Genomic DNA, 25,541 nt, shown 5'->3' on the forward strand with positions numbered 1-25,541 from the left:
GAGGGATCCCGTCAGCAACTCAGAGCTTCGCCTGCGCCCAGGCGAGGCCCGAGGCGTATTCCGGCGGCAGCAGCGGCTGCAGCGCGTGCAGGGCAGTGGCAAGACGTGATGGCTCACTGTCAGTGAGATTCAGGTGTCCCACCTTGCGGCCAGGCCGGACCTCTTTGCCATACCAGTGCAGATGCACCAGCGGCTGCGCCAGCCAGGCGTGGTTTACGTCGCTGCCGATCAGATTCACCATCACCGAGGGTGCGAATACCGCCGGCTGCGGCAGCGGCAGGCCAAGAATGGCGCGCAGATGCAGCTCAAACTGGCTGATGGACGCGCCGTTCTGCGTCCAGTGACCGCTGTTGTGCACGCGCGGTGCCAGCTCATTGATCAGCAGTCCCTGCGGCGTGATAAAGCACTCCATCGCCATGACGCCCACGTAATCCAGCGCCTGCATAATGGCGCGCAGCATGGTTTCCGCCTGCTGCTGCTGTGCACTATCCGCCTGCGGGAACGCCACGCTGGTGCGCAGAATGCCCTCTTCGTGCAGGTTGTGTGTCAGCGGGTAGAATACCATGCTGCCATCCTGACCGCGCGCGCCTACCAGCGAAACCTCACCGCTAAAATTTATGCCCTGTTCAACAATGCACTCGCCATAGCACTCAGCGGGTAACGTCTCTGTTTCATCCGCCCGCAGCCGCCACTGGCCGCGACCGTCATAACCGCCGGTGCGGCGTTTGACAATCGCCAGTTCGCCCAGCTTCTCAAACACCGCCGGCCACTCATCAGGTGCGGCCAGCAGCTGCCACGGTGCGGTAGCCAGACCAAGCTCATCCAGCAGCTGCTTCTGCGTGAAACGGTCGGCAAGGCGCGGGAAGATATCGCGGTTCACAAAGGCGGGGTGGCGGGCGAGCTCGCGCGTCAGGGCGGTTTCCGGCCAGCGTTCAATCTCGGCGGTGATCACGCTCTCTGCAATGGGCAGCGAGGCGGGCTCCGCATCCAGTCCCACCGGATAGACCGCAATGCCCAGCGGCTCAGCCGCCTGGCGCAGCATACGGCCCAGCTGACCGTTACCCAGTACGCATACCGGCTTCATGCCTCACCCCGCGGATCCGGATTCTCCAGCACCTCATCGGTCTGCGCCTGGCGCCACGCGGTGAGACGCGATGCCAGTGCCGCATCGTGGGTGGCCAGGATCTGCGCGGCCAGCAGCGCCGCGTTGGCTGCGCCCGCTTTGCCAATGGCCAGCGTACCCACCGGAATGCCGCGCGGCATCTGTACAATCGAGTAGAGGCTGTCAACACCGCTCAGCGCGGCGCTCTGCACCGGTACGCCCAGCACCGGCACCAGCGTTTTTGCTGCGATCATGCCGGGCAGATGCGCAGCACCGCCGGCGCCCGCAATAATCACCTGGTAGCCATGCGCAGCGGCACCTTCAGCAAAACTGAACAGCTTGTCCGGGGTGCGGTGGGCAGAAACCACCTCCACGTGAAAGGGAACGTCCAGGCTGTTGAGAATTTCCTCGGCGAACTGCATGGTAGCCCAGTCACTTCTGGAACCCATGACGATAGCGATACGGGCCGGGGCGGCAGTGGATGACATGCGGTCAACTCCTGTGAATAGACAAACGAACCTGGCCGGTGAGGCAGGTAAGAAGGGCACAGAGGATAGCATGAGATAGCAGCAAGGAAAACGGTTGCGCGGCCAGAAAACGGGCAATTGCACCCGTAAAATCAGAAGGGGAAGGCGATCAGTTTTATGCCGCTGGCGTCCAGCTGGATCATCGAGCCTGCGTTGTGCCATGCCCCAAGAACAGCGCGCTGCGCGGGAAGACCATTCAGAGAGAGCGTGTGGATTTCCGGCCGGTGCGTATGGCCGTGGATCAGCAGCGGAGCCTGCTGGCGCTGCATGGCTGCTGCCACCGCCTGCGGGTTTACATCCATAATGGCCAGCGATTTATGCTGGTTCGCCTGCCGGCTGCCGGCGCGCATTCTGGTCGCGATGCGCAACCGCAGACGCAGTGGCAACGCCAGAAACAGCCGCTGCAGCCAGCGCTGGTGGACCTTTGCGCGAAAGCGCTGATAGCCAGCATCGTCCGTGCAGAGCGTGTCGCCGTGCATAATCAGCACGCGCTGACCATACAGCTCCAGCACCTTCTCCTCCGGCAATAGCGTCATGCCGCTGGCGCGGGCAAAGCGCTTGCCCAGCAGGAAATCGCGGTTGCCGTGAATAAAATAGACCGGCACCGGCAGGGCGCGCAGGGCGGTGGCGATCTGCTGATGCAGCGGATTAGGATCGTCATCGCCAATCCAGGCTTCAAACAGATCGCCCAGGATGTAAAGCGCCTCGCACTGCCGCGCTTCACCCTGCAAAAAATGCAGAAAACCGGCAGTAATTGCCGGTTCTTCCTGACACAGATGGAGATCTGCGATAAACAGCGTGCGCGACATTACTCGCTGACGGTCACTTTCTGGATGACAACGTCTTCGGTCGGCACGTCCTGATGCATACCGCTGCGGCCGGTTTTCACCGCTTTGATTTTTTCGACGACATCCATACCTTCAACCACTTCAGCAAACACGCAGTAACCCCAGCCCTGCAGGCTTTCGTCGCGGAAGTTCAGGAAGTCGTTGTCAGCAACGTTGATAAAGAACTGTGCGGTTGCCGAGTGCGGAGCCTGAGTGCGCGCCATCGCCAGCGTGCCTTTGGTGTTTTTCAGGCCGTTGTTCGCTTCGTTGCGGATTTCAGCTTTGGTGGCTTTCTGCTTCATGCCCGGTTCGAAACCGCCGCCCTGAACCATAAAGCCATTGATGACACGGTGGAAAATAGTGTTGTCATAAAAACCTTCACGGCAGTAGTCCAGGAAGTTCTGTACGGTGGCCGGCGCTTTATCATCAAAGGTTTTGATTACGATATCGCCATGGTTCGTCTGGAAAGTGACCATTATATTCGTCCTGTGGAGGTTGTATTCAGTATCAGTTGCCGCGTTCGCGTACGGACGGGCATTTTGTCGACGCCTCTTATAACATAATTTCCCGGAACGCGTCAGCAAGGCAACGGCATCTGGTATCTCAGCGATGCACAAGTCAGAAAAATACGGCACAATATCAGGCTACCAAAGAAGGCGTCTCCCGCACACGATAAAAACGGAACCGTTCAATGCTAAAGATCTATAACACCCTGAGTCGACAGAAAGAGGAATTTAAACCTATTCATGCTGGTGAAATCGGCATGTACGTGTGTGGTATTACGGTTTACGACCTCTGTCATATCGGCCACGGGCGTACGTTTGTGGCATTTGACGTGGTGGCGCGTTACCTGCGCTATATTGGCTATCAGCTGAAGTATGTGCGTAATATCACTGATATTGATGACAAAATTATTCGCCGCGCTAACGAAAATGGCGAAACCATTGAGACGCTGACCAACCGCATGATTGCGGAGATGCACCAGGATTTTGCCGCACTGGGCATCCTGCCGCCGGATCTGGAACCACGTGCCACGCGCCATATCGCGGAAATTATTGAGCTGGTGGAGCGGCTGATTGAACGCGGTCACGCCTACGTGGCGGAGAACGGCGATGTGATGTTTGATGTGCTGAGCGATACCGATTATGGCGCGCTGTCGCGTCAGGATCTGGAGCAGCTGCAGGCGGGTGCCCGTGTGGAAGTGGCAGAGGTAAAACGCAACCCGATGGATTTCGTGCTGTGGAAGATGTCCAAAGCCGATGAGCCGTCGTGGGAATCGCCGTGGGGCAACGGTCGTCCGGGCTGGCACATCGAGTGCTCCGCCATGAACTGCAAGCAGCTTGGCAGCCACTTTGATATTCACGGCGGCGGCTCTGACCTGATGTTTCCGCACCATGAAAATGAAGTGGCGCAGTCCACCTGCGCGCACGACGGTCCCTATGTCAATTACTGGATGCACTCCGGCATGGTGATGGTTGACCGTGAGAAGATGTCAAAATCACTCGGCAACTTCTTCACCGTGCGCGATGTGCTGCAGCACTATGACGCCGAAACCGTACGCTATTTCCTGATGTCAGGACACTATCGCAGCCAGCTTAACTACGGCGAAGATAACCTCAACCAGGCACGTGCGGCGCTGGAGCGTCTGTATACCGCACTGCGGCATACCGATACCGGCGCGCAGCCTGCCGGTGGCGAAGCTTTTGAAGCGCGTTTCCGCGCGGCGATGGATGATGACTTCAACACGCCGGAAGCCTACTCGGTGCTGTTTGATATGGCGCGCGACGTGAACCGCCTGAAGAGTGAAGATAAAGCGGCGGCTGACGGGCTGGCGGCCAGATTGCGCGAGCTGGCGAATGTGCTGGGGATTTTGCAGCAGGATCCGGAGCTGTTCCTGCAGAGCGGAGCGCAGACGAATAATGACGAAGTCGCAGAGATTGAGCAGCTGATCAAAATGCGCAACGACGCGCGTCAGGCGAAAGACTGGGCGCAGGCGGATGTGGCGCGTGACCGGCTTAACGCGCTCGGCATTGTGCTGGAAGATGGTCCGCAGGGCACCACCTGGCGACGTAAATAAGAAAAAAGGGCGAACCCGGGTTCGCCCTTTTTGCTATGCGACCACCGTTATGCGCTGGCCGGCAAACTCTACCGTCTGTCCGGCGACGATTTTACAGCGCTTGCGCGTTTCAATCGCCCCGTTCACGCGCACTTCACCTTCATCAATCACCGCTTTGGCCTGCGCGCCGCTCTCTACCCAGCCTTCCAGCTTCAGCAGATCGCAAAGATCAACGTGCTGATGTTTACCCAGTGAGAAACTCGCCATTATGCTTCCTCCACGTCGTGATACGCTTCGCACGCCAGCAGCGTGTTTTCAATTAAAGTGGCTACTGTCATCGGTCCGACCCCGCCCGGGACTGGCGTAATGTAAGAGGCGCGCTCAGCGGCAGCGGCAAAATCAACGTCGCCCACCACTTTACCGCTCTCCAGCCGGTTGATGCCGACGTCAATCACCACCGCGCCTGGTTTGATCCAGTCACCCGGAATAAAACCGGGCTTGCCCACGGCCACGACCAGCAGATCGGCGTGCTCCACGTGATGGCGCAGATCGCGGGTGAAGCGGTGAGTAACCGTCGTGGTACAGCCTGCCAGCAGCAGCTCCATGCTCATCGGGCGGCCAACGATGTTAGACGCGCCGACCACTACGGCGTTCAGGCCATAGGTATCGATGTTATAACGCTCCAGCAGCGTGATAATACCGCGCGGCGTGCAGGGACGCAGTTTCGGCGCACGCTGGCAGAGGCGACCCACGTTATATGGATGGAAACCATCCACATCTTTATCCGGCGTGATGCGCTCCAGCACCTTGACGTTGTCGATACCGGCCGGCAGCGGTAGCTGCACCAGAATGCCGTCAATCGCCGGGTCACTGTTCAGCTCATCAATCAGCGTCAGCAGCTCGCTTTCGCCGGTGGAGTCGGGCAGGTTATAAGCACGGGAGACAAAGCCCACCTCTTCGCAGGCGCGACGTTTGTGCGTGACGTAGATCTGCGAAGCGGGATTTTCGCCCACCAGGATCACGGCCAGACCCGGCGCACGTTTGCCCGCCGCCAGGCGCTGCTGCACTTTTTCCGCAACTTCGCTACGCACCTGCTGCGCAATCGTTTTACCGTCAATAATTTTTGCTGCCATCAGAGAGGAAATCCATCTGTAGAGAGTTAAATCGGGGATGGTGCCTATTCTGGCAGAAGCGCGGGCAGCTGTCAGTCACAGTTTCAGCAGCCTGCGCGCTTTCAGGCTTTTTTCGTGGTGACGCGTGCCAGCCTGCATGGGTATGATATCTGCAGGACACTCTGGGAACGATGTAATGATCTGGATAATGCTTGCCACTCTGGCAGTGGTGTTTGTGGCTGGATTTCAGCTGATCACCGCCGCCTCACGTCACGCTGCCCAGCGGCTCAGCAAGCGGCTGCAGCTGCCGCCGGTACAGGTGGAGTCAATGCTCTCGATGATGGGGAAAGAGGCGGCGAAAGAGTTCACCGACTACCTCAGCCGCGATAACGAAACGCATCTGCACAATGGCGCAGCGGTACTGCTGATCTGGCAGGTACTGATTGTTGACGGCAGCGAGGAGAACAGCCAGCGCTGGCATGCGATCCTCAGCCGCGCCGGTTTCCCGGCACTCATCAGCCGCCAGCAGCTGCTGCTCGCGCTGGGCTTTCTGCGCCAGCTGGAGCCGGACAGCCAGGAGCTGCACGCGCGGCGTGAGCAATATAATGCGCGCTTTACGCCACAAGGGATTGAGCTGGAAGGGGAATCCACCGGCACCAGTAATCTCGTGTCGCTCAGCGAATGGCGCAAACGCCATTGATGCAAATTGGTTATTCCCGCAGCACTCCGCTGCACAGAAACGGCAAAAACGTTGACGTACCCGCTTCCCGACGTATAATCCGACCCAACTCCTCAGCGCCCTTAGCTCAGCTGGATAGAGCACCGGCCTTCTAAGCCGTAGGTCACAGGTTCGAATCCTGTAGGGCGCGCCAAGTCAAATCAAGCAGTTACGCCACTCCGCCAGCTTTCATTTTTTCAGCATGGGACAGATTTGGGACACGACTGCCTGAGGGTCGCCGTCGCAGTTTTTCGCCGCTCTGTTAACAATAGCGGCTCAGCTATCTGAATTAACAATACAGTGACATAAGGATTTCAGACGCGGTTGCTGAAACCGTACAGTATGTTTTATTCGTAATCATAATATCTGTTCAGCTCAGCTTCTTTTTTATAACTTTTCCCGAGCATAAACCCGATAGATAAAAGCGTTAAGATTATCGGCATGATAAATACTGCGCTGCGGGTAAAGAAATCTTTTTCAAAGCTCCATCCCACCTCGATACTGATTGTCATAAGCAGCAGAGAGGTGGCAAGTATAAAACTGCAGCCAAGCAGACTGCCGCTCTTTTTGAGACTTTTGATGTAGGCAGGGCTGTAATTGTCCTCGGGCCGGGCAAGTTTCCCGTTCATTTGAAGAAACGTGATTTGCTCGCCTCTCTTCTCCCTTGCTGCCAGCAGCTGAGCACGTTCTCCGTTACGAACTGCCATGGCTGCCCAGTCCATCATCAGCCACTGATAGCCCGTCGTCCAGGTATCGGCTATCCGCATATTTTGCCAGCTCCGGACGTTAATTCCTGCATTGTTCTCCGCCAGGGAATTTTTCAGCAAATTAAGACTTTCTCCCTGCAGATCGCTGGTCCAGACGTGCCGCAGGTCAGCGGGCCTGACTTGCCCGGCAGACAGCAGTGCATTAATCCTGCGCTCAAGGTTATAAATTTGAGCGCTCATTCCTTTAAAACAGCAGACCGGCACTCTGTTTCCGCTTATTTGCCGGTAGCGGGAAAAGAGCAGTGCACAGGCATATTCACAAAAGTTACGATTATCGCCATCATGCAGTTCGGCAATTAACAGCAGACGAAATCCGTTAAACGACCCGTCTGTCCACTGCTGAACCAGTGACAGTTCAGGCATGTCGTCAAAATAGTGAAAGCTGGCATGGCGGAATGCGGCATGGAAAGAGCGGACCAGCGATGTGATGTCATCGCGAACAGATCCTGCTGTATTACCCATGTAGAGAAACAGTTCAGGACGTTCGGTGATGGCGTCAATCTGTGTCAGATCCAGCTGTTCCAGCAGGCGCTGCACTGTGACCAGCATCCGTCCCATGCCTGACCTTTCATCATCCTCAACGGAAAGCCTGAGGGGAATATCGCCATCCACCGGCATTTTCCCCTCAAGTCCGAGCATTTTCAGGGCTGCGTTATCAACCGGAAAGATTGAGGTGTGTTCAGCCAGCAGCGTCCATTCAGAAGCCCGTGATTGCCAGTCTGATTCAACACCGCAGTACGCAAGCTGCATCAAAAGACGCCAGCAACAGAGAATGTTGAAAAAAATAAAGCATAGCGAAACAACCGTCATGCAGACCGCAACAGGGAGCGCCAGTAATCGCCAGATAAGCATGCTGAGCGTTAGCTGCGCATTCTCAAGCGTCAGGGCACTGAACATCAGCATCAATATAAGGGCCACAATACCTGCAGCTATCGTAAACAGACGGGGAAAGCGTATTTCCGTTTTCTCCGGACAAGAGAGCAACGGCTTCCAGAAATATTTCATTTATCGCACTCCTGCTTCGGGCAAAGAGCTTAATAGCAGGCATCCGCACGCCACTTTGCAACGATGGGTCACAACGTGACGGCCGTTCATGATCCAGGCAGGATGCCCTTCAGCAGCAGCGGTTTCACCATGCTGACTGCACCGCGCTTTGTCGCCGATCAGCATTACCGGCTTACCATCGAACATCTCTCCTGAAGCTTCAGTAACATAGCCTCCCGCCGACAGGCGGTCTCCCAGTCGAATAACGCCATCCATGAAATATCCTTACTCTCTGTCCTGTTAAATTTATTTTTGTGCAAATGAAATCACATTCCCGCCTTCATATCGCACTGCATGCGGGTCCAGCCCGTATAGCCCTTTACCTCCGGCACCCGGGTCGGCAGATTCTGGAAGTTGGCGTAATACTGCTCCATTCTTACTGGCAGGATGCGGGGGTCGATATAAAGGAGACCCCAGCGCGAAACGTTCTCACCTTTGCCAGGACGAATAGCGTCCAGCCGGTCATAGTAAACTTTGCCTTTAAATGTATAGCTGTAGTTAATCCCTTCTCCGCCCGGCATGATGCGCGGATCGTCAAAAGGGTGAGAGGACATATAGAGGTGTCCCTGCTTCGTCAGCAGAAATCCCTGGTCGTTGACCACGGTCAGGGAAGCGATGTTTTCGTATGCGGGAGAATCAGAACCCGCTTCGTCATCTTCACGGCCTTTTACGGTTGAAGACATCCATGTGCGACCATAATCTCGTGAAATTGTCATGCCGGAAGAGTTCCACCATGGAACAGCGATGTAGCGTTCGGAGGCGTTGATGTAGGGCTTGGTAAAGATGCGATAAAACTGCGACGATACCTCACTGCGGATATCGCGCTTCTCATCCACAAACCACAGGGCGCCCTCGCAGGCGACCCCGTGCAGCTCCAGCCAGCGGTGGTCGTCAAAGCGGTACACCACCTGCACCGGCATCTGCCGTTTCTTCAGCGGCTTGCCGCTGCAGCCGCTGGCAGTCAGCACAATCAAAGCTGCCAGCGCTGTAATTACAATGTGTTTCCATAACGTCACCATATCGTTCCCTCCGCTTTTTTCTTTGCCGGCACATCGCGATAGCCTGCCGGCTCCGGCATGTCCCACTGATGTACAGGCACTTCTTTATGATGCACCTCCGGATGCCGGGCGGGCTCTACGCACGTTTTCGGACCATAATCATTCACCACGCCGAACTCACCAACCGGCAAAGTTTGATCCGGTTTATTCATAAATTGTTTGGTTTCTTCCAAATCCAGAATGCCGGTTTTATGATAATTTTTTGTTTTTGCATCCGGATTAAACTCGTGCCGCCAGTCTGCACGCTTGCGCAGATTGAGCCAGAAGGCGGGATCTTCAAAGGCCATGCAGTTACCGATGGCGAGGTCGTAGGCAACAGCCTTTTCCTGCACGTTCTGATCCATCACTATTGAAGAGTGCTGGCTGAACCTCACCGGATCGCCATATTTTTCCATCTCGTTGATTTCTTCGCTTGTTTTACGCCGCTTCAGCTGGTAGCGCTGCGTGCTGCTGCCGACCACGCGACCGGAGACAAACGCGGTGCCGTAATACCGGTTGACCGCAGCCAGCTCGGTTTCAGACAGCAGCTGACCGGAGCGATGCGGATAAACAAATCCGATCGCCGGACGAAACTCTGTCACCTGCTAGGCGTTCTCATACTCGCGGGCGGAGTAGTCGATATAGCGATCTTCGCCTCCAACGCCCGTTTTATATTTCATGTCCCCGCTGCGATCGTGCCCCATCAGGGTCAGCTCTATCACTTCAGGCAGGGCCTCGGCGTTTTCAGTCACGCCGCTTTCCATTGGATAGGCCACGTTAGTGGGCCAGCCGTCATACGTAAAATCACCGGGCCGGAAAGCAGGCTTTTTGAAAGGCGCACCGGACGCGTTACCGCCCGTACTGTGGTGCTGACAGAACGCGCGCTGATAGAGATTGGGTATGCCGCCGGCGAGCGTATCAGGAATACCGCGCCAGCCGATGCCCTGCACACTGGACAGCGACACTGTGCCGTCATTCGGGCAGAAATAGTTATAAACCCGGCCGTAGTTATTGCGGCTGTAGCGGGGATCGCTGCTCCAGCAGTGTTTGCGCCACAGCGTGGTATCGTGGTACATGGCTGTGACAAACTCCGGCCGGTAGCAACCCGTGGCGTCATACTTTGGATTTGTGGCCATCAGCCGGCAGAAATTACGCAGCGTCTCCTGACGCCCGTGCGACGTCTGCTGCTTGCCGGGCAGCATATTTTCCATGAGCCGCGGATCAAGTGAGTAGGGGGAGTGGCAGAGGATGGCGCAGTCGGCAACCGGATAATCAGCTACCTGTTGCCTGACCAGCATATTCGCCAGCATGGTAATGATGGTGCCCTGGCTGTGCGCCACTATATTGATGGTGTCGTGACGTGTACTGGGGTTCTTTCTGATTTCCAGAATCAGATCTGCCAGCCGCTGAGCAGCAAAAAACTGATAAATGCGGTGCGGATTGCCATAAATCGGGTGGGTAAAGTCCCCGCCGTTAAGTTTGCGGCTGTAGATCCCCGCCATCCAGATGGCCCCGCCGTTCGCGCCGGGCCCCAGCATGTCAGGAATGCAGGTGGTTGCGTTAGCAAAGGTGCCGCCATTCTTCGCTGCTGCCAGGTTCAGCACGTTGCCGTAGTTATCGTTGCAGAAGCCGCGTCCCTCAGCGTTCAGCTTTTTCAGCCGTACCGGATCATCTTCCTGAAACGCATCGTAGGGGAGAACTGTTTCCAGCCCGAGGCGGGCGACCTCATCACGGTAGCGCCGCTGGTCTGCGTTATAGGTTTCACGATCGACCGGGCGATAGCCCCAGTAGAACGGAATAACCGGCGATCGCCCGCTGGCCGTCACGCGCTTTGGCGCATCTTTCAGGTCGGTTAATCCCTCAATTTCACTCCACTGGTGCGGGTACATGTCGTCGCGCGCCAGTCGGGTATTCAGCCCGGCAATAATCCCTTTCTCCTGCGTTTCGTAAGCTTCGCCGATGTCGTTGACGCCGTGTACAAGAATAACAATACAGGGCAGGGGGCTGTTTACAGGAAACTCCTGCATCAGCATACCGCCGGCGGTATCGCGATTAAGGCCGATGAAGCTGCCCAGTTCCGGATCGTTAAAGGCGCTGTTTTTTGAGGTGTGATGAGTCATCGCTTTGCCTCCCTGATAAGCGTAACAACCAGCTGTTCGGTCTCTGCAAGATCCAGCAGCGGAGAGTGCCCGGCAGCATCGGTGATACCCTCCACCGTGCTGCCGTCCGGCCGGGTAACGCGGAAGGGCTGGCTGACCAGCGGGTGTTTCCGGTCGCCGTTTCGGTACAGGCGTACACCGCGCGCCAGCGGGTTATCTTTAAACAGCGGATCGACAATTTTTGCTGGTTCCCCCTTCTGATAAACAAGAGTCGGCGCTTTCTGCTCAATGTGCGCCGGCGAGAATATCTCTACGCCGCCGTTCGGGTGCAGGCGGATCCCGCCGCCGCCGCAGTGCAGATACAGGCCTTTTTTGGCGCTTATCTGAAGCTCTCCGTTGACGCTGGCGATCTGCATGTTCCGATCGGCAAGCGCCGCCAGCTGGCCGCGCTGCGCCTGAAGCGTGATATCGCCAGACGCGGCAATCAGTTTGATGCCAAGCCTGCGCACAAAGGCGGAAATTCCCTGGCCCGCCGCGACAGAAAGACGTTTGAACACGCTGACGCTGCCGTTACTGCCGGCGGTGATCACCGCATCTTTACCGGCGGCGAGATGGAGGCTTTCAGGTGTTGCCTGTGCAATACCCGCTTCACCCCAGGAGAGAATGCCCGGCTGCGCCAGCCCGGAAACGGCCTGCTGCAGCGCCTGCTGCGGGGCAGTGTCAGCGCCGTCAGCGCCGGCCCCGGCGGCCGACGACTGCAGGCTGTAAGCTATGCTGAGCGCCTGCTCCAGATGCGCGATCGCGTCGGTCATCTCCAGCAGCGTTCCGCGTGCACCGGTCTGCGCGGCGGTCGTCAGGTAGATCCCCTTTGCGGCACGCACGGTGGCGTGATGATCGGTGCGCAACTCTGCGCCTTTACCGCGTGCTTTGCGACCGGTATCGACCATATGACCGAGGTTAAGCTGCGTTTTGCCGAACTCGGTTGATAGCTTGATGTGCTCATTGCCTGCCGCATCTTCCAGCCGGATTTTGTTCTTCCCCTTTGTCCGGATAACATTGCGCGTGCTGTTACTATCGTTAACGACGTCCGGATTTAGCGCGTCATGCAATACATGGGCAATGTAAGGCCGCTCGGGATCGCCACTTTCAAATGCGATTGCCACCTCCGTGTTGTCCAGCAGCGGAAAATGCACGCCATACTTATCGCCTGCGTAGATGCGGGCCAGACGGACAGGCATGCTTTCCCTGCCTTTCTCCCAGCTGGCGAGATCAAAACTGAATTTCACCCGATAGCGCCCCTGACTATCGGGACGGGCAAGGCTATCGTTCATAACGCTGCCGGAGACGCGGGCGGGAATCGTTCCTGAGATAACCGGTCTTGGCAGGCGCTCCGGCCGGAAAGCGGCGCGCTCACTACAGGGAATACCGCTGAGTGCCGTCTGATAGCCTGTTGCCCGGCTTGCGCGGCAGACGCTCTCAACGATAAGAAAGCCGGACATAAATGCTTCAGGCTGCTCGCCGTCGATTTCAGCCACCATGCCCGGCTGCAGTGCGGGATCGTCAGTGATGGCTTCCAGACACGTCCGGCCGGACAGATGGCGCTCATGGCGGATGCGGGCATAGTGCCAGGCTGTTTCAGCATCTCCGCCCTGAATGCTGCTCCACCGATCGCCCGTGCTATGCTGAATATCAGCGTAGTGATAATCGCTGCCTGTGGTGTAGGGAGCTTCACCGCTCATGTCCGCCTCATGTTCCGGCGGAATAAGCCGGCTTTGCCGGTAGTCGTAATTGCGCGTACGTACCGATGCAGGCACCACCGCTGAGTGGCAGCGCATCTGCCATATTGTCAGGGTATCGCCTGTTAACCCTGCTCCGGGCAGCGACTGAATTTTCGCGCCAGATAGGTAGCCTGCCTGCTGATCGGCAAATACGATGACGGTGATCTCTTCAGCAGTTTCATGTTTGCAGAAGCGGAACCAGATCCCGACTTCAGAAAGCAGACGCCGGATAAAACTCAGGTCACTCTCTCCCCACTGAACGATCATCTCACGCCTGGGGTAACGCCACTGCAGCAGGCTCATGTCAATCTCATAATCCCTAAAGCCGTGCGACTTCAGGACAGAATTGACGAGCTCGGGAACAGACGTCCGCTGATAGATAGCGTACCGGTGCGTGCTGGACATCAGCGCCAGAGGATGTTCGAGTGTGACTTCATACGTTGATTCGTCAACGCTGGTTGATATATGGGAAAGGCGGGTGATAACCCCATAAATTTTGCGTAATGTGTGCCAGCGATCCTTAGCAGGCCGAAAGAGGGAGCACGCCGTGGAACAGGCCCGCATCATAAAAACTGCCGGCTGCATCATCACTTTCTCAGGTGGTATATCCTGAACGGATGAAGTAAAGCGGATGATAAATCGATAGGGCTGGCTAAGGGACTCTCGCCCTTCGAAAGATTTAACGTCTGCAACGATCTCGCAGCTTTCAAAGGCGAGCAGATAGTGATTGAGCGAATCCGCAACGGCGAATGAGCCCGAACGTCCTGTCAGGGGCATAGATATCCTTATTTAGTTTGGCATTACAAACCATAAGGACAAGTGTAAATAATTACAGAGGGTTAGTATATTGTAAAATTTGATTTAATTCTGGCTCTGATTCCGACAGGGGAGAAGCATTGAACCCTGCAGGGCAACGGACTCTGGTCATGATTTTTTCGGTTTTCCGCCCCTATCCTGAGTCAGCAGACGGATGCGCTTTTGCCAGCAGTCCGGCCTTTCAGTAAATAATGGCCCTTTTTTTGCCTCTCTCTACTCTCGCTGCTGCATAACATACATCCCGGAAAAATTAGCAGAATGATTAATCAGTCTAAATTATCTGGCTTAAAAAAAACCATACTGACGTTGTTATCAGGTCATTTTCGTGAATAATATGCGGCAATTTTTATATTAATTAATAAGATTTGCGTTTAGTTTACGTGACAAGGATTGTCTGATGGTTTCATCTGATACATCAATTACGCTCTGTTTCTCTTTTCTGGTTGCTGCTTTTATAACCAGCGAGGCCACTGCGGAGCCCTTGCCTGATGCAGGTGAACAGGTCCGGCAGCAGCAACAGCGCCAGCGGGCGCTGGAGCAGCAGATAGAGCCGAAAGCGCCTGATGTGCGACTTTCACCGCCCGCTTCTGGTTTTGGCCGCCTCTCTTTTCCTGCAGAAAAACCCTGCTTTCCTCTCACGCGTATCGTGCTTGAAGGGCAGCAGGCGCTGCCGCACTGGCTGCCGCTTAACGCTATTGCCAGCCAGGCGCAGGGAAAGTGCCTGGGCGGGCGCGGCATTAATCTGCTGATGAGTACGCTGCAAAACCGGCTGGTTGATCATGGCTATGTTACTACGCGGGTGCTGGCACCTTCGCAGGACCTTAACAGCGGCACGCTACGACTGGTGATCCTGCCCGGTTACGTGCGGGAGGCCAGACTGACGCCGGGTAGCGATCGTTATCTGTGGCTCTACAGCGCATTTCCTGCCCGCGACGGTAATCTGCTGGATTTGCGTGATATCGAACAGGGGCTGGAAAACCTGCAGCGGCTGCCGACCGTGGTAGCCGATATGTCGGTCGTGCCCGGTGAACAGCCGGGCGAGAGCGATATAGAGGTACGCTGGCAGCAGAAAAAGATGTGGCGCCTCGGTCTCTCGCTGGATGATTCCGGTACGCGCAGCACCGGACGCTATCTGGGTGGCGTCACGCTGTCGCTCGATAACCCTTTTGCGCTGAGCGATCTTTTTTATCTGTCGGCCACGCACGATCTGCAGGGCAAAGGCGGTAAAGGCAGCAAAAACGTCATCGGCCACTACTCGGTGCCGTTTGGATACTGGATGTTCTCCGCAACGGCCAGCGACTATGACTATCACCAGACGGTCGCCGGAACCCATCAGGACTACCGCTATAGCGGAAAAAGTCAGAGCCTCGATTTACAGCTTAGCCGGGTACTGCATCGCAGCGGCTCGCAAAAAACCTCGCTGACCTATGACGTCCTGACGCGCGAAACCCGCAACTATATCAACGACACCGAAGTTCAGGTGCAGCATCGCCAGACGGCGGCGTGGCGTATCGGTCTGCAACACCGCCACTATATCCGCCAGGCGACGCTGGATGCGGGCATCAGCTATCAGCGCGGCACGCGCTGGTTCGGTGCCCAGCCCGCACCCGAGGAGTATTTCGGCGAGGCGACGGCGCTGAGCAAAATCGTTCAGCTCAATGCGCAGTTCAGCCTGCCGTTCAGCATCGGCAGCCAGCATTTTCGCTACGGTGCGCAATACCTGCGTCAGATGAGTAATACGCCGCTCACGCCGCAGGAGCAGTTTTCGATAGGTAACCGCTGGACTGTGCGCGGTTTCGACGGCGAACGCACGCTGAACGCGAGCCGCGGCTGGTTCGTCCGCAATGACATCGCCTGGAGTACGCCGCTGCCTGCACAGGAGTTCTACCTGGGCGCGGACTATGGCGAGGTGGGCGGCGCGGGCAGTGAGCTGCTGACCGGCCAGCATCTGGCGGGCGGGGTGGCGGGGCTGCGCGGTCAGGCCTGGAATACCGGTTATGACCTGTTTATCGGGACGCCGCTGTCGAAGCCTGACGGTTTACGCACCAGCAGCGTCACGCTCGGCTTCAACCTCAACTGGAGCTACTGAGAATGCGCGCAGGCAAGTATGAGGTTAAATCACCGCTGATTCTGGGCGGTGAAGAGAGTGAAGCGGAAATACTGGGATCGGCGGTGTGGCTCTGGATGCACTCGCCGCTGCATCGTGATGCGCCGCTGCACGCCCTGCCGACGCTGCTGCTGCCGATCATCAAACAGCGACAATATGTGCTGGTGGCTGAAGCCGGTACGCCGGTTTTTTTCTTCAGCTGGGCCTGGCTGAACGAAGAAGCCGAAGCGCTTTATCTTACACGGCCCGCTATCCATTTTCCGCCTGACGCGTGGAACAGTGGCACACGCATGTGGTGCTGCGACTGGATCGCGCCATTTGGCCATACCGTAGCGATGAGTCGCCTGATCCGGCGCGATCTCTTTCCTCATGCCTGCTGGCGGGCATTAGATCACCGCGGTGAGCAGCGCGGCAGGCGCGTATTCAGCTTTCATGGCAGCCGCGTGACCCATAAAGCGGCAAAAACGTGGCGCCAGCAGCATCCGCTCGCCGCCGCGTTACCGCAAATCTGATAAGGATATTAGATGAACAAAAATCGCTACCGCGTGATTTTTAACACAGTCCGCGGCATGCTGATGGTGGTGCCGGATATTGCTAAATCAGGCCGGGCCGGCAGCGCACGCGCGTCAGGTCTCAGCCACACGCTTAGCAGCTTCACTGGCCGAGTCGGCGCATTATGTTTTAGTCTCTGGCTGGCGATGGGCGTGATACAGCCTGCCAGCGCCGCCATTGTGGCAGATGCACAGGCGCCTGGCGGCCAGCGGCCCACGATAATAAACAGCGCCAGCGGTACGCCGCAGATCAATATCCAGACGCCCTCCGCAGGCGGTGTTTCCCGCAATACGTATAGTCAGTTTGATGTCGGAAAGCGGGGAGCGATCCTCAACAACTCCCACAAAAACGTTCAGACCGGACTCGGCGGGATGGTAAGCGGCAATCCCTGGCTGGCCCGGGGCGAAGCCAAAGTGATCCTGAATGAGGTTAACTCACGCAATCCCAGCCGCCTCAACGGCTTTGTTGAAGTCGCGGGTCAGAAAGCCCAGGTCGTTATCGCCAACCCGTCCGGGATCACCTGCAACGGCTGCGGATTTATCAATGCCAGTCGCGGCACCCTGACCACCGGACAGGCGCAGCTCAACAATGGCAACCTGACGGGCTTTAACGTTGAACGCGGTGAAGTGGTGGTCGAAGGGGCGGGGATGGACAGCTCACGCCAGGACTATACCGACATTATTGCCCGATCGGTGAAGGTCAATGCCAGCGTCTGGGCCAGGGATCTTCGCGTCACCACCGGACGAAACAAGGTGGATGCCGCACACCAGCAGGTCACGAAGCAGAGCGACGAGCCCGCTACAGAACCCCGGATGGCGCTTGATGTCTCCAGCCTGGGCGGCATGTATGCCGGAAAAATCCGTCTGGTCGGCACGGAGAGGGGCGTCGGCGTTCGCAATGCGGGCAATATTGGCGCGCAGGCGGGTTCGGTGGTTATCACCGCTGATGGCCGCATTGAGAACAGCGGCGCTATTCAGAGCCGTAGCGATCTGCAGCTCGCCGCGCGGCAAGGGGTCAGCAACAGCGGTACGATCTTTTCTGGCGGAAAAGCGTCGGTAACCAGTGCGGCAGATGTGCAGAACCGCGGCTCTGTTGTGGCACGCAATGACGTTACGCTGCAGGCTGGCAGCCTCAACAGCACGGCTTCAGGCGTTCTCGCGGCAGGTGTGCAGGATGACGGCAGGCCTGGTGAATCGGGCAATCTGACCCTGACGACAACGGGCCAGCTTCGCGCGCAGGGGAAAAACCTGGCCGGCGGCAGCCTGAGCGCACGCGGGCAGACTATTGACCTCAGCGGCAGCCGTACTGAGGGTAAAAACCTGACGCTCGACGCCCGCGAGGGCGATATCGCGACGCGCAGCGGCACCCTGACCGCGCAGCAGCAGCTCACCGCGCGCACCGGAAAAATGCTGAACAACGATGGCGCCACGCTGACAGCCAGCAAGCTCAACCTGCAGGCGCGCGATCTCTCCAGCCAGCAGGGTCAGATCCTGCAAACCGGGCGTGACGATCTCACGCTTAGTTTCGCGGGCAGCCTGAATAATCAGGGCGGCCGTATCGTGACTAACAGCGACAACCTGACGCTCAATGCGGCTGCGATCGCTAACCAGTCGGGTGACATCACCCATACAGGCCGTGGCACACTGTCGATCACCACCGGTAATCTGCGCGGCAGTAAGGGATCGCTGCGCTCAAATGGTCAGCTCACCCTGCGCGGTGGCGATGTCGATCTTGATAGCGGCACCACCTCGGCCCGGCAGATTGATATCAACGCGGACAGCCTGGCGAACCGGCAGGGCTTTATCGCGAGTGAAGGCGATCTCAGTCTGCGAGGCGCACAGCTGGCTAATCAGCAGGGCGTTGTGAGGGCGGGTAAGACGCTGCGCGTCACGGCGGATGCGCTGCAGAACGGTCAGGGCAGGATAGTCAGTAGCGACACCGGGCATGTGGATGCCCGCTTACTGGATAACCGTAACGGCCAGCTGGCGGCGCAGCAGGCGCTGACGCTGCGCGGCGATACGCTCGATAATCGTGACGGCGGCCTTATCCAGAGCGGTGCGCAGCTTGATATCGGCGCAGAGACGCTGCTTAATCAGAACAGCGGCGAAAAAGGCGGCGTGATCAGCCAGGGCGACATGCTTATCCGCGCCGGACAGATAAACAATACGCAGGGTCTGACGCTGAGCGGAAACGCGTTGCAACTGGCGGCTGGCGGCCTGAATAATGTCGCTGGCACGCTGGTGGCACAGGAGCAGCTCAGCCTCGACACGCACTCTGCGTTCAACAACCGGGCAGGTCTGCTGCAGGGCGGTAGCGTGCTTATCGACAGCCACGGCGAGGCGATCGATAACCAGAGCGGCACCCTCTACAGCCTTAGCGATCTTCATCTGCACAGCGGCGCGATCGACAATCAGGCCGGAACCGTGGGCGCGAAAGGCGATCTTACGCTGCAGAGTGGTGAAGTGGATAACCGCAGCGGCGGGCGCATCGTCAGCGAGCAGGCGGCTTCGCTGGAAATGGCGCGTCTGGATAACCGTGGCGGAGAGATCCAGAGCATTGGCGATCTGCTGGTGAGTGCGCAGAGCATAATAGACAATGCGGGCGGCCTGATTCGCAGCGGCGCGAACGCCGTGCTGAACGCATTGCAGCTGAACAATCAGGATACTCAGGGTGATCAGCAGGGGATTGAAGCGGCCAGCCTGCGGATCAACAGCGACGATGTGTTCAATCAGCGCGGCATGTTACTGGCCGATCGGCAACTAACCATCAGCAGCCGTGGCTCGGTCGATAACCGGCAGGGTACGATTTCGGCCGGAGAAGATCTGCTGCTGCAGAGCAATGACCTGACGCCGGAGAGTCGCCTGCGCAGCTTCAGAGTGGCGCAGCCTCAGAGCAATAGTCTGACGCTGGAAAATCGGGAGGGCGTCCTTAAAGCGGGCCGATCGCTAACGATCCGTGCCGATCGCCTGGCGGGTGACGGACAGATCCTCTCCCTGGGTGACATCACGCTGGTCAGCCAGCAGAGCCTGAACAACCGTGGCGAGATGATTGCCAACGGCAATTTCAACTTCACAACCGCAGGCGATGTTGACAACAGCGGTAAACTGCTGGCGGGCGGCAAGCTCGATCTGCGCGCCCCCCACCTGCTGAACGCTGCCACCGGCGAAATCAATGCCGGACAGAACTGGCTGACGCTTAGCGGACAGCTGACCAACTATGGGCTGATCGACGGCAAACAGACGCTGCTGAAGGCGTCGGTGCTGACCAATACCGGCAGTGGCCGGATCTATGGCGACAGCGTTGGCGTACAGGCTGATATTTTCAACAACCTGGCGGAAAACGGCACTGCCGCCACGCTGGCGGGACGTGAGCGGGTGGATATCGGCGTGCAGACGCTGAACAATCGTGACCACGGCCTGATCTACAGTGCCGGCGATATGGCGCTGGGCGGTGAGCTGAATGCTGACGGCCTGGCAACCGGCAGAGCGGGCACCCTCAATAATCACAGCTCCACCATCGAGTCAGCGGGCAACATGCAGATGGCTGCCGGTGAAATCAATAACGTCAACGATCGTTTCAGCACCGGGCTGGTAACCGTGTCTTCGGAGGCGATTACCGGGTATCAGCACTCGGGCGATACCGTTCGCTGGAAAGCTGGCGAGCCGGGCGTCTTTGTTGACCGCAACTCGGCCGACTCACTGCTTAATCTCAACACGCCAGGCAATACCGGCAGCAATAACGATAACTTCTACCAGTATGACTACACGCGTACGGTGCAGGAGACGCAGATCGCCGAAAGCGATCCGGCGAAGATTATCGCGGGCGGTGATTTGACGATAAACGCTGACCGCGTGCTGAATGATAAGAGCCAGATTATCGCGGGCAATACGCTGACAATAAACGCGCGCGATCTCAATAACGTCGAGGTGGCGGGCCAGCGAATCACGACTGACGTCGGTAAGGTGACTCACTACAAGCGCATCCGTCATAAAGGTGGCGACGAGCAGGGCGACAGCACATCGGATTACACGCCGCCGGACGTGATTGAGACCATTGCCCTGAAGCCAGGAGAGCTGGTCGATCACGGTGAACTGAGCGGCAACCCCCTTTCGCTCGTCCCACAGAGCACAGAGGGAACCGACGCCACGACGGGGCGTGCGGGCGGCGTGAATGCCCATATCACAGGCAGCATGCCTGACATTGCCGCGCTGCTTAAACCCGGCCAGCATTTTGATGTGCCCGGCAGCCAGGGGGAGAACGCGAGCGTGATCCGCATCGTCGGGCCCGATACGCGCCTGCCGGACAACAGCCTGTTCAGAACCAATCCCTCTCCCGGCGGGAAATATCTGGTAGAGACCGATCCGCGCTTTACTCAGGAGAAGCAGTGGCTGAGCAGCGACTATATGCAGGACGCCCTGACGCAGAACAGCGATAACGTACTGAAGCGCCTGGGTGACGGCTATTACGAGCAGCGGCTGATCCGGGAACAGGTCATGAACCTGACAGGGCAGCGCTACCTGGGCGGCTTTACCAACGACGAAGATCAGTACAAGGCGCTGATGAACAACGCTATCGCCTTTAGTCAGCGCTATCACCTGACGCCAGGCGTGGCGCTGACGCCTGAGCAGATGGGACTGCTGACAAAAGATATTGTCTGGCTGGTTAATGCGCAGGTCAGACTGCCGAATGGCTCCAGCCAGACGGTGCTGGTACCGCAGGTGTATGCGCGCATTCAGCCAGGCGATGTCGATGGCAGCGGTGCGCTGATTGCGGGCCGCAACCTCAACCTGAACCTGGGCGGTGGCCTGTTTAACAGCGGTACGCTGGCCGGGCGCGAAGTGGTGAAGCTGAGCGCCGGTAATATCACCAACATGGCGGGGACGATCAAAGGCGCCAGTGTCGATCTTCTCGCCCGCGCAGATATCAATAACATCGGCGGCGTGATCGGGGCAACCGACTCGCTGCTCGCCCACGCCGGACGGGATATCAATACCGTCAGCACAACCCGCAGCGTGAGCAGCCGGAACGGTGAGAACCAGTTCGACCGGACCACGGTGGATAGCGTGGCAGGCATGTACGTGCAGGGCGACGACGGCCGGCTGATACTGCAGGCCGGACGTGATATCACTCTCACGGCGGCGCAGGTGGTTAACAGCGGCGACAATAGCCAGACGGTGATTAAGGCCGGACGCGATCTGACGCTCAATACTGTCAGTACGGCGAATCGGGACACGCTTGTCTGGGATAGCGATAACAGCCTGAAGCAGGGCAATACGCAGGAGATCGGCAGCGAAGTCGTCAGCAAGGGCGATCTCTCGCTGCTGGCAGGCAACGATCTTCATGCCCGCGCGGCCACCCTGTCGGCAGATGTTGCGCTGGCGCTGACCGCGGGACATGACGTCACACTGACAAACGGCGAGAACACGCGGGATCTGGACGAGCGGCAAAAGACGACGGGCAGCAGCGGCTGGCTGTCGAAGAGCACGACAACCACACGCGACCAGATTTCGCGTCAGACGGCGCAGGGGAGTTCGCTGAATGGCGACACTATTTCCGTGGCGGCGGGCAACGATCTGCGCGTACAGGGCAGCCAGATAGCGAGTACCGGCGATCTCTCTCTGCAGGCGGGCCACGATCTCAGCGTTACCGGAGCGACTGAACGCAACAGTGAACAGCATCTGGCGCAGGAGAAAAAGAGCGGGTTTTCCGGCACCGGCGGTATCGGCTTCAGTTACGGCAAACAGAGCCTGAAAACCACCGACACCGCGCAGGAGACGACCAGCCAGGGCAGCACCGTGGGCAGCGTGAACGGCAGCGTGTCGCTGACGGCGGGCAACCGGCTGGATATCAACGGCTCCGATCTTATCGCGGGCAAAAACCTGACGCTGGACGGCCGCGAGGTGAGCATCACCGCAGCGGAAAACCAGAGCAGCCAGACGCACCGGGTGGAGCAGAAAACCTCGGGCCTGACGCTGGCGCTTTCCGGCACGGCAGGCAGCGCGCTGAACACGGCGGCGCAGACGGTGCAGGAGGCGAAGTCTGCCGACAGCGGACGGCTGGCGGCGCTGCAGGGTACTAAAGCGGCGCTCAGCGGCGTGCAGGCGGTGCAGGCCGGCCGGCTGGCAGAGGCGCAGGGCGACAGCCCGGAGAACAACAACGCCATCGGCGTCAGCCTCTCTTACGGTAGCCAGTCTTCCACTTCCACACAGCGCAGCGAGCAGCGCACCGCACAGGGCAGCAGCCTGACGGCGGGCGATAATCTGAGCGTGGTGGCGCGCGGCAGCGGCGTGAAAGGGCACGGTGGTGACCTGACGGTGCAGGGCAGCCAGCTGCAGGCGGGCAGAGACCTGCTGCTGTCGGCGAACCGGGACCTCAACCTGCTGTCGGCCGCGAACACCTCGTCGCTGGAGGGTAAAAACGAGAGCCACGGCGGCACGGCGGGCATCGGCATCGGCGCGGGTCAGGGCGGCTGGGGCATCAGCGTCTCCGCCAGCGCAAATAAGGCAAAAGGCAGCGAGCAGGGCAGCGGCGTCACCCACACGGAAACGCAGGTGAGCGCGGGCCGTGAGGTGACGCTGGTAAGCGGGCACGACACCACGCTTCAGGGCGCGCAGGTGAGCGGCGAAAAAATCAGGGCGGACGTGGCGCGCAACCTGACGCTGACGAGCGAGCAGGACAGCGACCGCTACGACTCGAAGCAGCAGAGCGCCAGCGCCGGGGGCAGCTTCACCTTCGGGTCGATGACCGGCTCGGCGAACGTGAACCTGAGCCGGGATAAGATGCACAGCACCTGGCAGAGCGTGGAGGAGCAGACCGGCCTGTTCGCGGGGAAAGGCGGCTTTGACGTGACGGCTGGAGGGCACACGCAGCTGAACGGCGCGGTTATCGGCTCGACGGCGACGGCGGATAAAAACCGTCTGGAGACGGGCACGCTGGGCTGGCGCGACATCGAAAACCGGGCGGACTATAAGGTGAAGCATCAGAGCGCGGGCGTGAGCACCGGGGGCAGCATCGGCGGCCAGTTTGCGGGGAACATGGCGAACGGGCTGCTGACGGGGGCGAACCACAGCGGCAGCGGCAGCTCGCTGACGAATGCGGCGGTGAGCGGGGGCGCGCTGGTTATCCGCGACGGAGATAAGCAGTCGCAGGACGTGAGCGGGCTGAGCCGCGACGCCGCGCACGCGAACCAGACGCTGTCGCCGATATTCGATAAAGAGAGGGAGCAGAACCGGCTGCAGGCGGCGCAGCTGACAGGAGAAATCGGCAACCAGGCGGCGGACATCGCGCGCACGGAGGGGCAGATAAGGGCCACGAATGCCGGTAAGGCGGAGCTGGCCTCGAAGGATATCAGAGAGCCGGGCGAAGGTGCGCCGAAGGCGAAGTGGGCTGACTACAACAAAGCGCTGGCCGCAACGGACAGCTATAAAGCCGCCGCGGCGCCTTTTGGCACCGGCAGCGCCCTCCAGCAGGGTATTCAGGCAGCGACGGCTGCGGTGCAGGGCCTGGCGGGGGGCAGCCTGGCGCAGGCGGTAACGGGCGCGGCGGCACCGTACCTGGCAGAGGTTATTCATAACCAGACGCTGAACGCGGACGGTTCGGTAAACGTGCAGGCGAACCTGATGGCGCACGCGGTGGTGGGAGCGGTGACGGCTTACGCGGCGGGGAACAGCGCGCTGTCGGGAGCGTCGGGGGCGGCGATGGGCGAGTACATCGCACAGCAGATGTATCCGGGCACTGACCGCAGCGACCTGACGGAGACGCAGCGCCAGACCATCAGCGCGCTGGGGACGCTGGCGGCGGGCCTCGCGGGCGGCGTAGCGGGCGACAGCACGGCGGGCGCGGTGGCAGGCGCGCTGGCGGGGAGGAATGCGGTTGAGAATAATTCTCTCGCTGATATCGCTCAGGCGCAGTCTGAAGGCAAGACGCTTGAGCAGAAGGCCGGTGAGTACGTTGAGGCCGAAAACGAGCGCTATAAGAAGGCCAACTGTGGCGGCATGAGCGCCGAAACCTGCTCAGTGAAAATGTACAACGAGCGGCGTGAAGCGCTGAAAGACGCCGCCGCGTTCGTCGTGGATTTTGTGCCGGTGGCTGGGGATATCAAGAGCTTTGCGGAAGCGCAGAGTGCGCTGGATTATCTGGCGGCGGTAATCGGGGTTATACCAGGTGCAGGCGATGCTGCGGGTAAAGCTATCAAAGCTGCTGAAACTGCACTAAAGAAAGGAGATATTGTAGAGGCGTCTCGCCTGATAAATGAGGGTAGCCAACAGATTTCAGCAAAAGCTAAAGATACCCAAATTTGGACAGAAACTAAGAAAAAAGAACCTGTATCTAATGCTTATGGACATTGGGACAAACATAAACAGGAGTTTCCTGAGTTCCATAACTCAAAGCAATATGTTGAAGCGACGCATAACTTTGTTAATAATCCCCCACCGGGAACATTGTCTAAAGTGCGTCCTAATGGTGAGACTGTCTTCTATAATGCTAAAACAAATACCTTTGCTGTAAAAACGGCTGATGGTGTGCCAAAAACGATGTTTAGGCCAGATCCTGCCGATCATGGATTTAAAACAAATTTGGATTATTTTAATGCACAATAGTGATGAATTTAATGTATGTCGGGTGTGTGGTGCTAAACAACCAGAGCCGCCTTGGGGAGATGATGGACTAACTCCTAGCTATGAAATATGTGATTGTTGTGGTGTTGAATTCGGTTATGAAGATATGAATATTAATGCCTTAAAAAGATATCGAGAAAAATGGCTCAAAAAAGGAGCTGTTTGGTTTAATGATAAGGAAAAACCAGCAGAATGGTCTTTAGATGAGCAGTTAAAGAATATACCTGAAAAATACCTTTAGTTATAAATTTAAGAATCTCAACCCTTGCGGTTGGGATTTTTTCTTGTCACTCAGTCAGCGGCCGTATTAGCAGCTGCTCGCGCTCCACGGTATCGGCTGGCAAGATTATAGGCGGTGCAGTAATCGTGGAAATAGCGAAC

18 protein-coding genes and 1 tRNA gene are annotated in these 25,541 nt (G+C 58.1%); 7 read left to right on the plus strand and 12 right to left on the minus strand.

The window, feature by feature from the left end; genetic code table 11:
• Positions 1-19: 19 nt before the first annotated feature.
• The 4 genes from purK to ppiB form a co-directional block, all read right to left on the minus strand.
• The gene (purK, locus tag B4056_RS03970) at positions 20-1,084 is read right to left on the minus strand and encodes a 5-(carboxyamino)imidazole ribonucleotide synthase (protein ID WP_288653905.1); all 1,065 of its coding nucleotides are present in this window, start codon (positions 1,082-1,084) and stop codon (positions 20-22) included.
• Positions 1,081-1,590 carry a 5-(carboxyamino)imidazole ribonucleotide mutase gene (purE, locus tag B4056_RS03975; protein WP_039383061.1) on the minus strand — a complete coding sequence of 170 codons (510 nt, stop codon included), beginning with the start codon at positions 1,588-1,590 and terminating at the stop codon, positions 1,081-1,083. The genes purK and purE overlap by 4 nt, the downstream gene beginning before the upstream one ends.
• A 131-nt stretch (positions 1,591-1,721) precedes the next feature.
• The gene (gene lpxH, locus B4056_RS03980; RefSeq protein ID WP_094111780.1) at positions 1,722-2,438 is read right to left on the minus strand and encodes a UDP-2,3-diacylglucosamine diphosphatase; all 717 of its coding nucleotides are present in this window, start codon (positions 2,436-2,438) and stop codon (positions 1,722-1,724) included.
• Positions 2,438-2,932 (minus strand): peptidylprolyl isomerase B, encoded by a 495-nt coding sequence (ppiB, locus tag B4056_RS03985; protein WP_039383066.1) that lies wholly within the window; start codon positions 2,930-2,932, stop codon positions 2,438-2,440. Before ppiB ends, lpxH begins: the two co-directional genes overlap by 1 nt.
• Positions 2,933-3,147: 215 nt before the next feature.
• Between ppiB and cysS the strand changes: the two genes are divergently transcribed.
• Positions 3,148-4,533: a cysteine--tRNA ligase gene (cysS, locus tag B4056_RS03990; RefSeq protein WP_094111779.1), complete on the plus strand. Its 1,386-nt coding sequence runs from the start codon at positions 3,148-3,150 to the stop codon at positions 4,531-4,533.
• A gap of 33 nt (positions 4,534-4,566) precedes the next feature.
• Here the strand turns inward: cysS and ybcJ are convergent, their stop codons facing one another.
• Together ybcJ and folD are read right to left on the minus strand one after the other, a co-directional pair.
• Positions 4,567-4,779 (minus strand): ribosome-associated protein YbcJ, encoded by a 213-nt coding sequence (gene ybcJ / locus B4056_RS03995; RefSeq protein WP_039383070.1) that lies wholly within the window; start codon positions 4,777-4,779, stop codon positions 4,567-4,569.
• On the minus strand, positions 4,779-5,645 hold the full coding sequence (gene folD / locus B4056_RS04000) for a bifunctional methylenetetrahydrofolate dehydrogenase/methenyltetrahydrofolate cyclohydrolase FolD (protein WP_039383072.1): 867 nt from the start codon (positions 5,643-5,645) through the stop codon (positions 4,779-4,781). The genes ybcJ and folD overlap by 1 nt, the downstream gene beginning before the upstream one ends.
• A 175-nt stretch (positions 5,646-5,820) precedes the next feature.
• Here folD and B4056_RS04005 point away from each other — a divergent pair, with 175 nt between their 5' ends.
• Positions 5,821-6,324 carry a DUF1198 family protein gene (locus B4056_RS04005; protein WP_039383074.1) on the plus strand — a complete coding sequence of 168 codons (504 nt, stop codon included), beginning with the start codon at positions 5,821-5,823 and terminating at the stop codon, positions 6,322-6,324.
• A 95-nt stretch (positions 6,325-6,419) separates the two neighbouring features.
• A tRNA-Arg gene (locus tag B4056_RS04010) sits at positions 6,420-6,496 on the plus strand.
• Positions 6,497-6,689: 193 nt separating this feature from the next.
• On the opposite strand, the gene B4056_RS04015 is transcribed toward B4056_RS04010, so the two are convergent.
• Genes B4056_RS04015 through B4056_RS04040 form a run of 6 tightly spaced genes read right to left on the minus strand, consistent with a single transcriptional unit; the run spans position 6,690 to position 13,844 of the window.
• Positions 6,690-8,114 (minus strand): hypothetical protein, encoded by a 1,425-nt coding sequence (locus tag B4056_RS04015; protein ID WP_094111778.1) that lies wholly within the window; start codon positions 8,112-8,114, stop codon positions 6,690-6,692.
• Positions 8,115-8,369, minus strand: a complete 255-nt coding sequence (locus tag B4056_RS04020) for a PAAR domain-containing protein (protein WP_094111777.1) — start codon at positions 8,367-8,369, stop codon at positions 8,115-8,117.
• Between the two features lie 50 nt (positions 8,370-8,419).
• The gene (locus B4056_RS04025; protein ID WP_094111776.1) at positions 8,420-9,172 is read right to left on the minus strand and encodes a T6SS immunity protein Tli3 family protein; all 753 of its coding nucleotides are present in this window, start codon (positions 9,170-9,172) and stop codon (positions 8,420-8,422) included.
• On the minus strand, positions 9,166-9,792 hold the full coding sequence (locus tag B4056_RS04030) for an effector protein Tle3 domain-containing protein (protein WP_288653911.1): 627 nt from the start codon (positions 9,790-9,792) through the stop codon (positions 9,166-9,168). Before B4056_RS04030 ends, B4056_RS04025 begins: the two co-directional genes overlap by 7 nt.
• A gap of 3 nt (positions 9,793-9,795) precedes the next feature.
• A complete protein-coding gene (locus B4056_RS04035) occupies positions 9,796-11,310 on the minus strand; it encodes a T6SS effector phospholipase Tle3 domain-containing protein (protein WP_288653912.1) in 1,515 nt (504 codons plus the stop codon).
• Positions 11,307-13,844 carry a type VI secretion system Vgr family protein gene (locus tag B4056_RS04040; RefSeq protein WP_094111774.1) on the minus strand — a complete coding sequence of 846 codons (2,538 nt, stop codon included), beginning with the start codon at positions 13,842-13,844 and terminating at the stop codon, positions 11,307-11,309. The genes B4056_RS04035 and B4056_RS04040 overlap by 4 nt, the downstream gene beginning before the upstream one ends.
• A gap of 436 nt (positions 13,845-14,280) precedes the next feature.
• On the opposite strand from B4056_RS04040, the gene B4056_RS04045 reads away from it, so the two are divergent.
• Genes B4056_RS04045 through B4056_RS04060 form a run of 4 tightly spaced genes read left to right on the plus strand, consistent with a single transcriptional unit; the run spans position 14,281 to position 25,401 of the window.
• The gene (locus tag B4056_RS04045) at positions 14,281-15,972 is read left to right on the plus strand and encodes a ShlB/FhaC/HecB family hemolysin secretion/activation protein (RefSeq protein ID WP_083429512.1); all 1,692 of its coding nucleotides are present in this window, start codon (positions 14,281-14,283) and stop codon (positions 15,970-15,972) included.
• Positions 15,973-15,974: 2 nt separating this feature from the next.
• A complete protein-coding gene (locus tag B4056_RS04050; protein ID WP_094111773.1) occupies positions 15,975-16,502 on the plus strand; it encodes a toxin-activating lysine-acyltransferase in 528 nt (175 codons plus the stop codon).
• A 12-nt stretch (positions 16,503-16,514) separates the two neighbouring features.
• Complete coding sequence (locus B4056_RS04055; RefSeq protein WP_288653915.1) at positions 16,515-25,142, plus strand: hemagglutinin repeat-containing protein; 8,628 nt, start codon at positions 16,515-16,517, stop codon at positions 25,140-25,142.
• Positions 25,102-25,401, plus strand: a complete 300-nt coding sequence (locus B4056_RS04060) for a hypothetical protein (protein ID WP_233496336.1) — start codon at positions 25,102-25,104, stop codon at positions 25,399-25,401. The genes B4056_RS04055 and B4056_RS04060 overlap by 41 nt, the downstream gene beginning before the upstream one ends.
• Positions 25,402-25,541 lie beyond the last annotated feature (140 nt).

Source organism: Pantoea sp. UBA7232 (assembly GCF_002473195.1).
GTDB classification, from domain to species: Bacteria; Pseudomonadota; Gammaproteobacteria; order Enterobacterales; family Enterobacteriaceae; genus Pantoea; species Pantoea eucrina.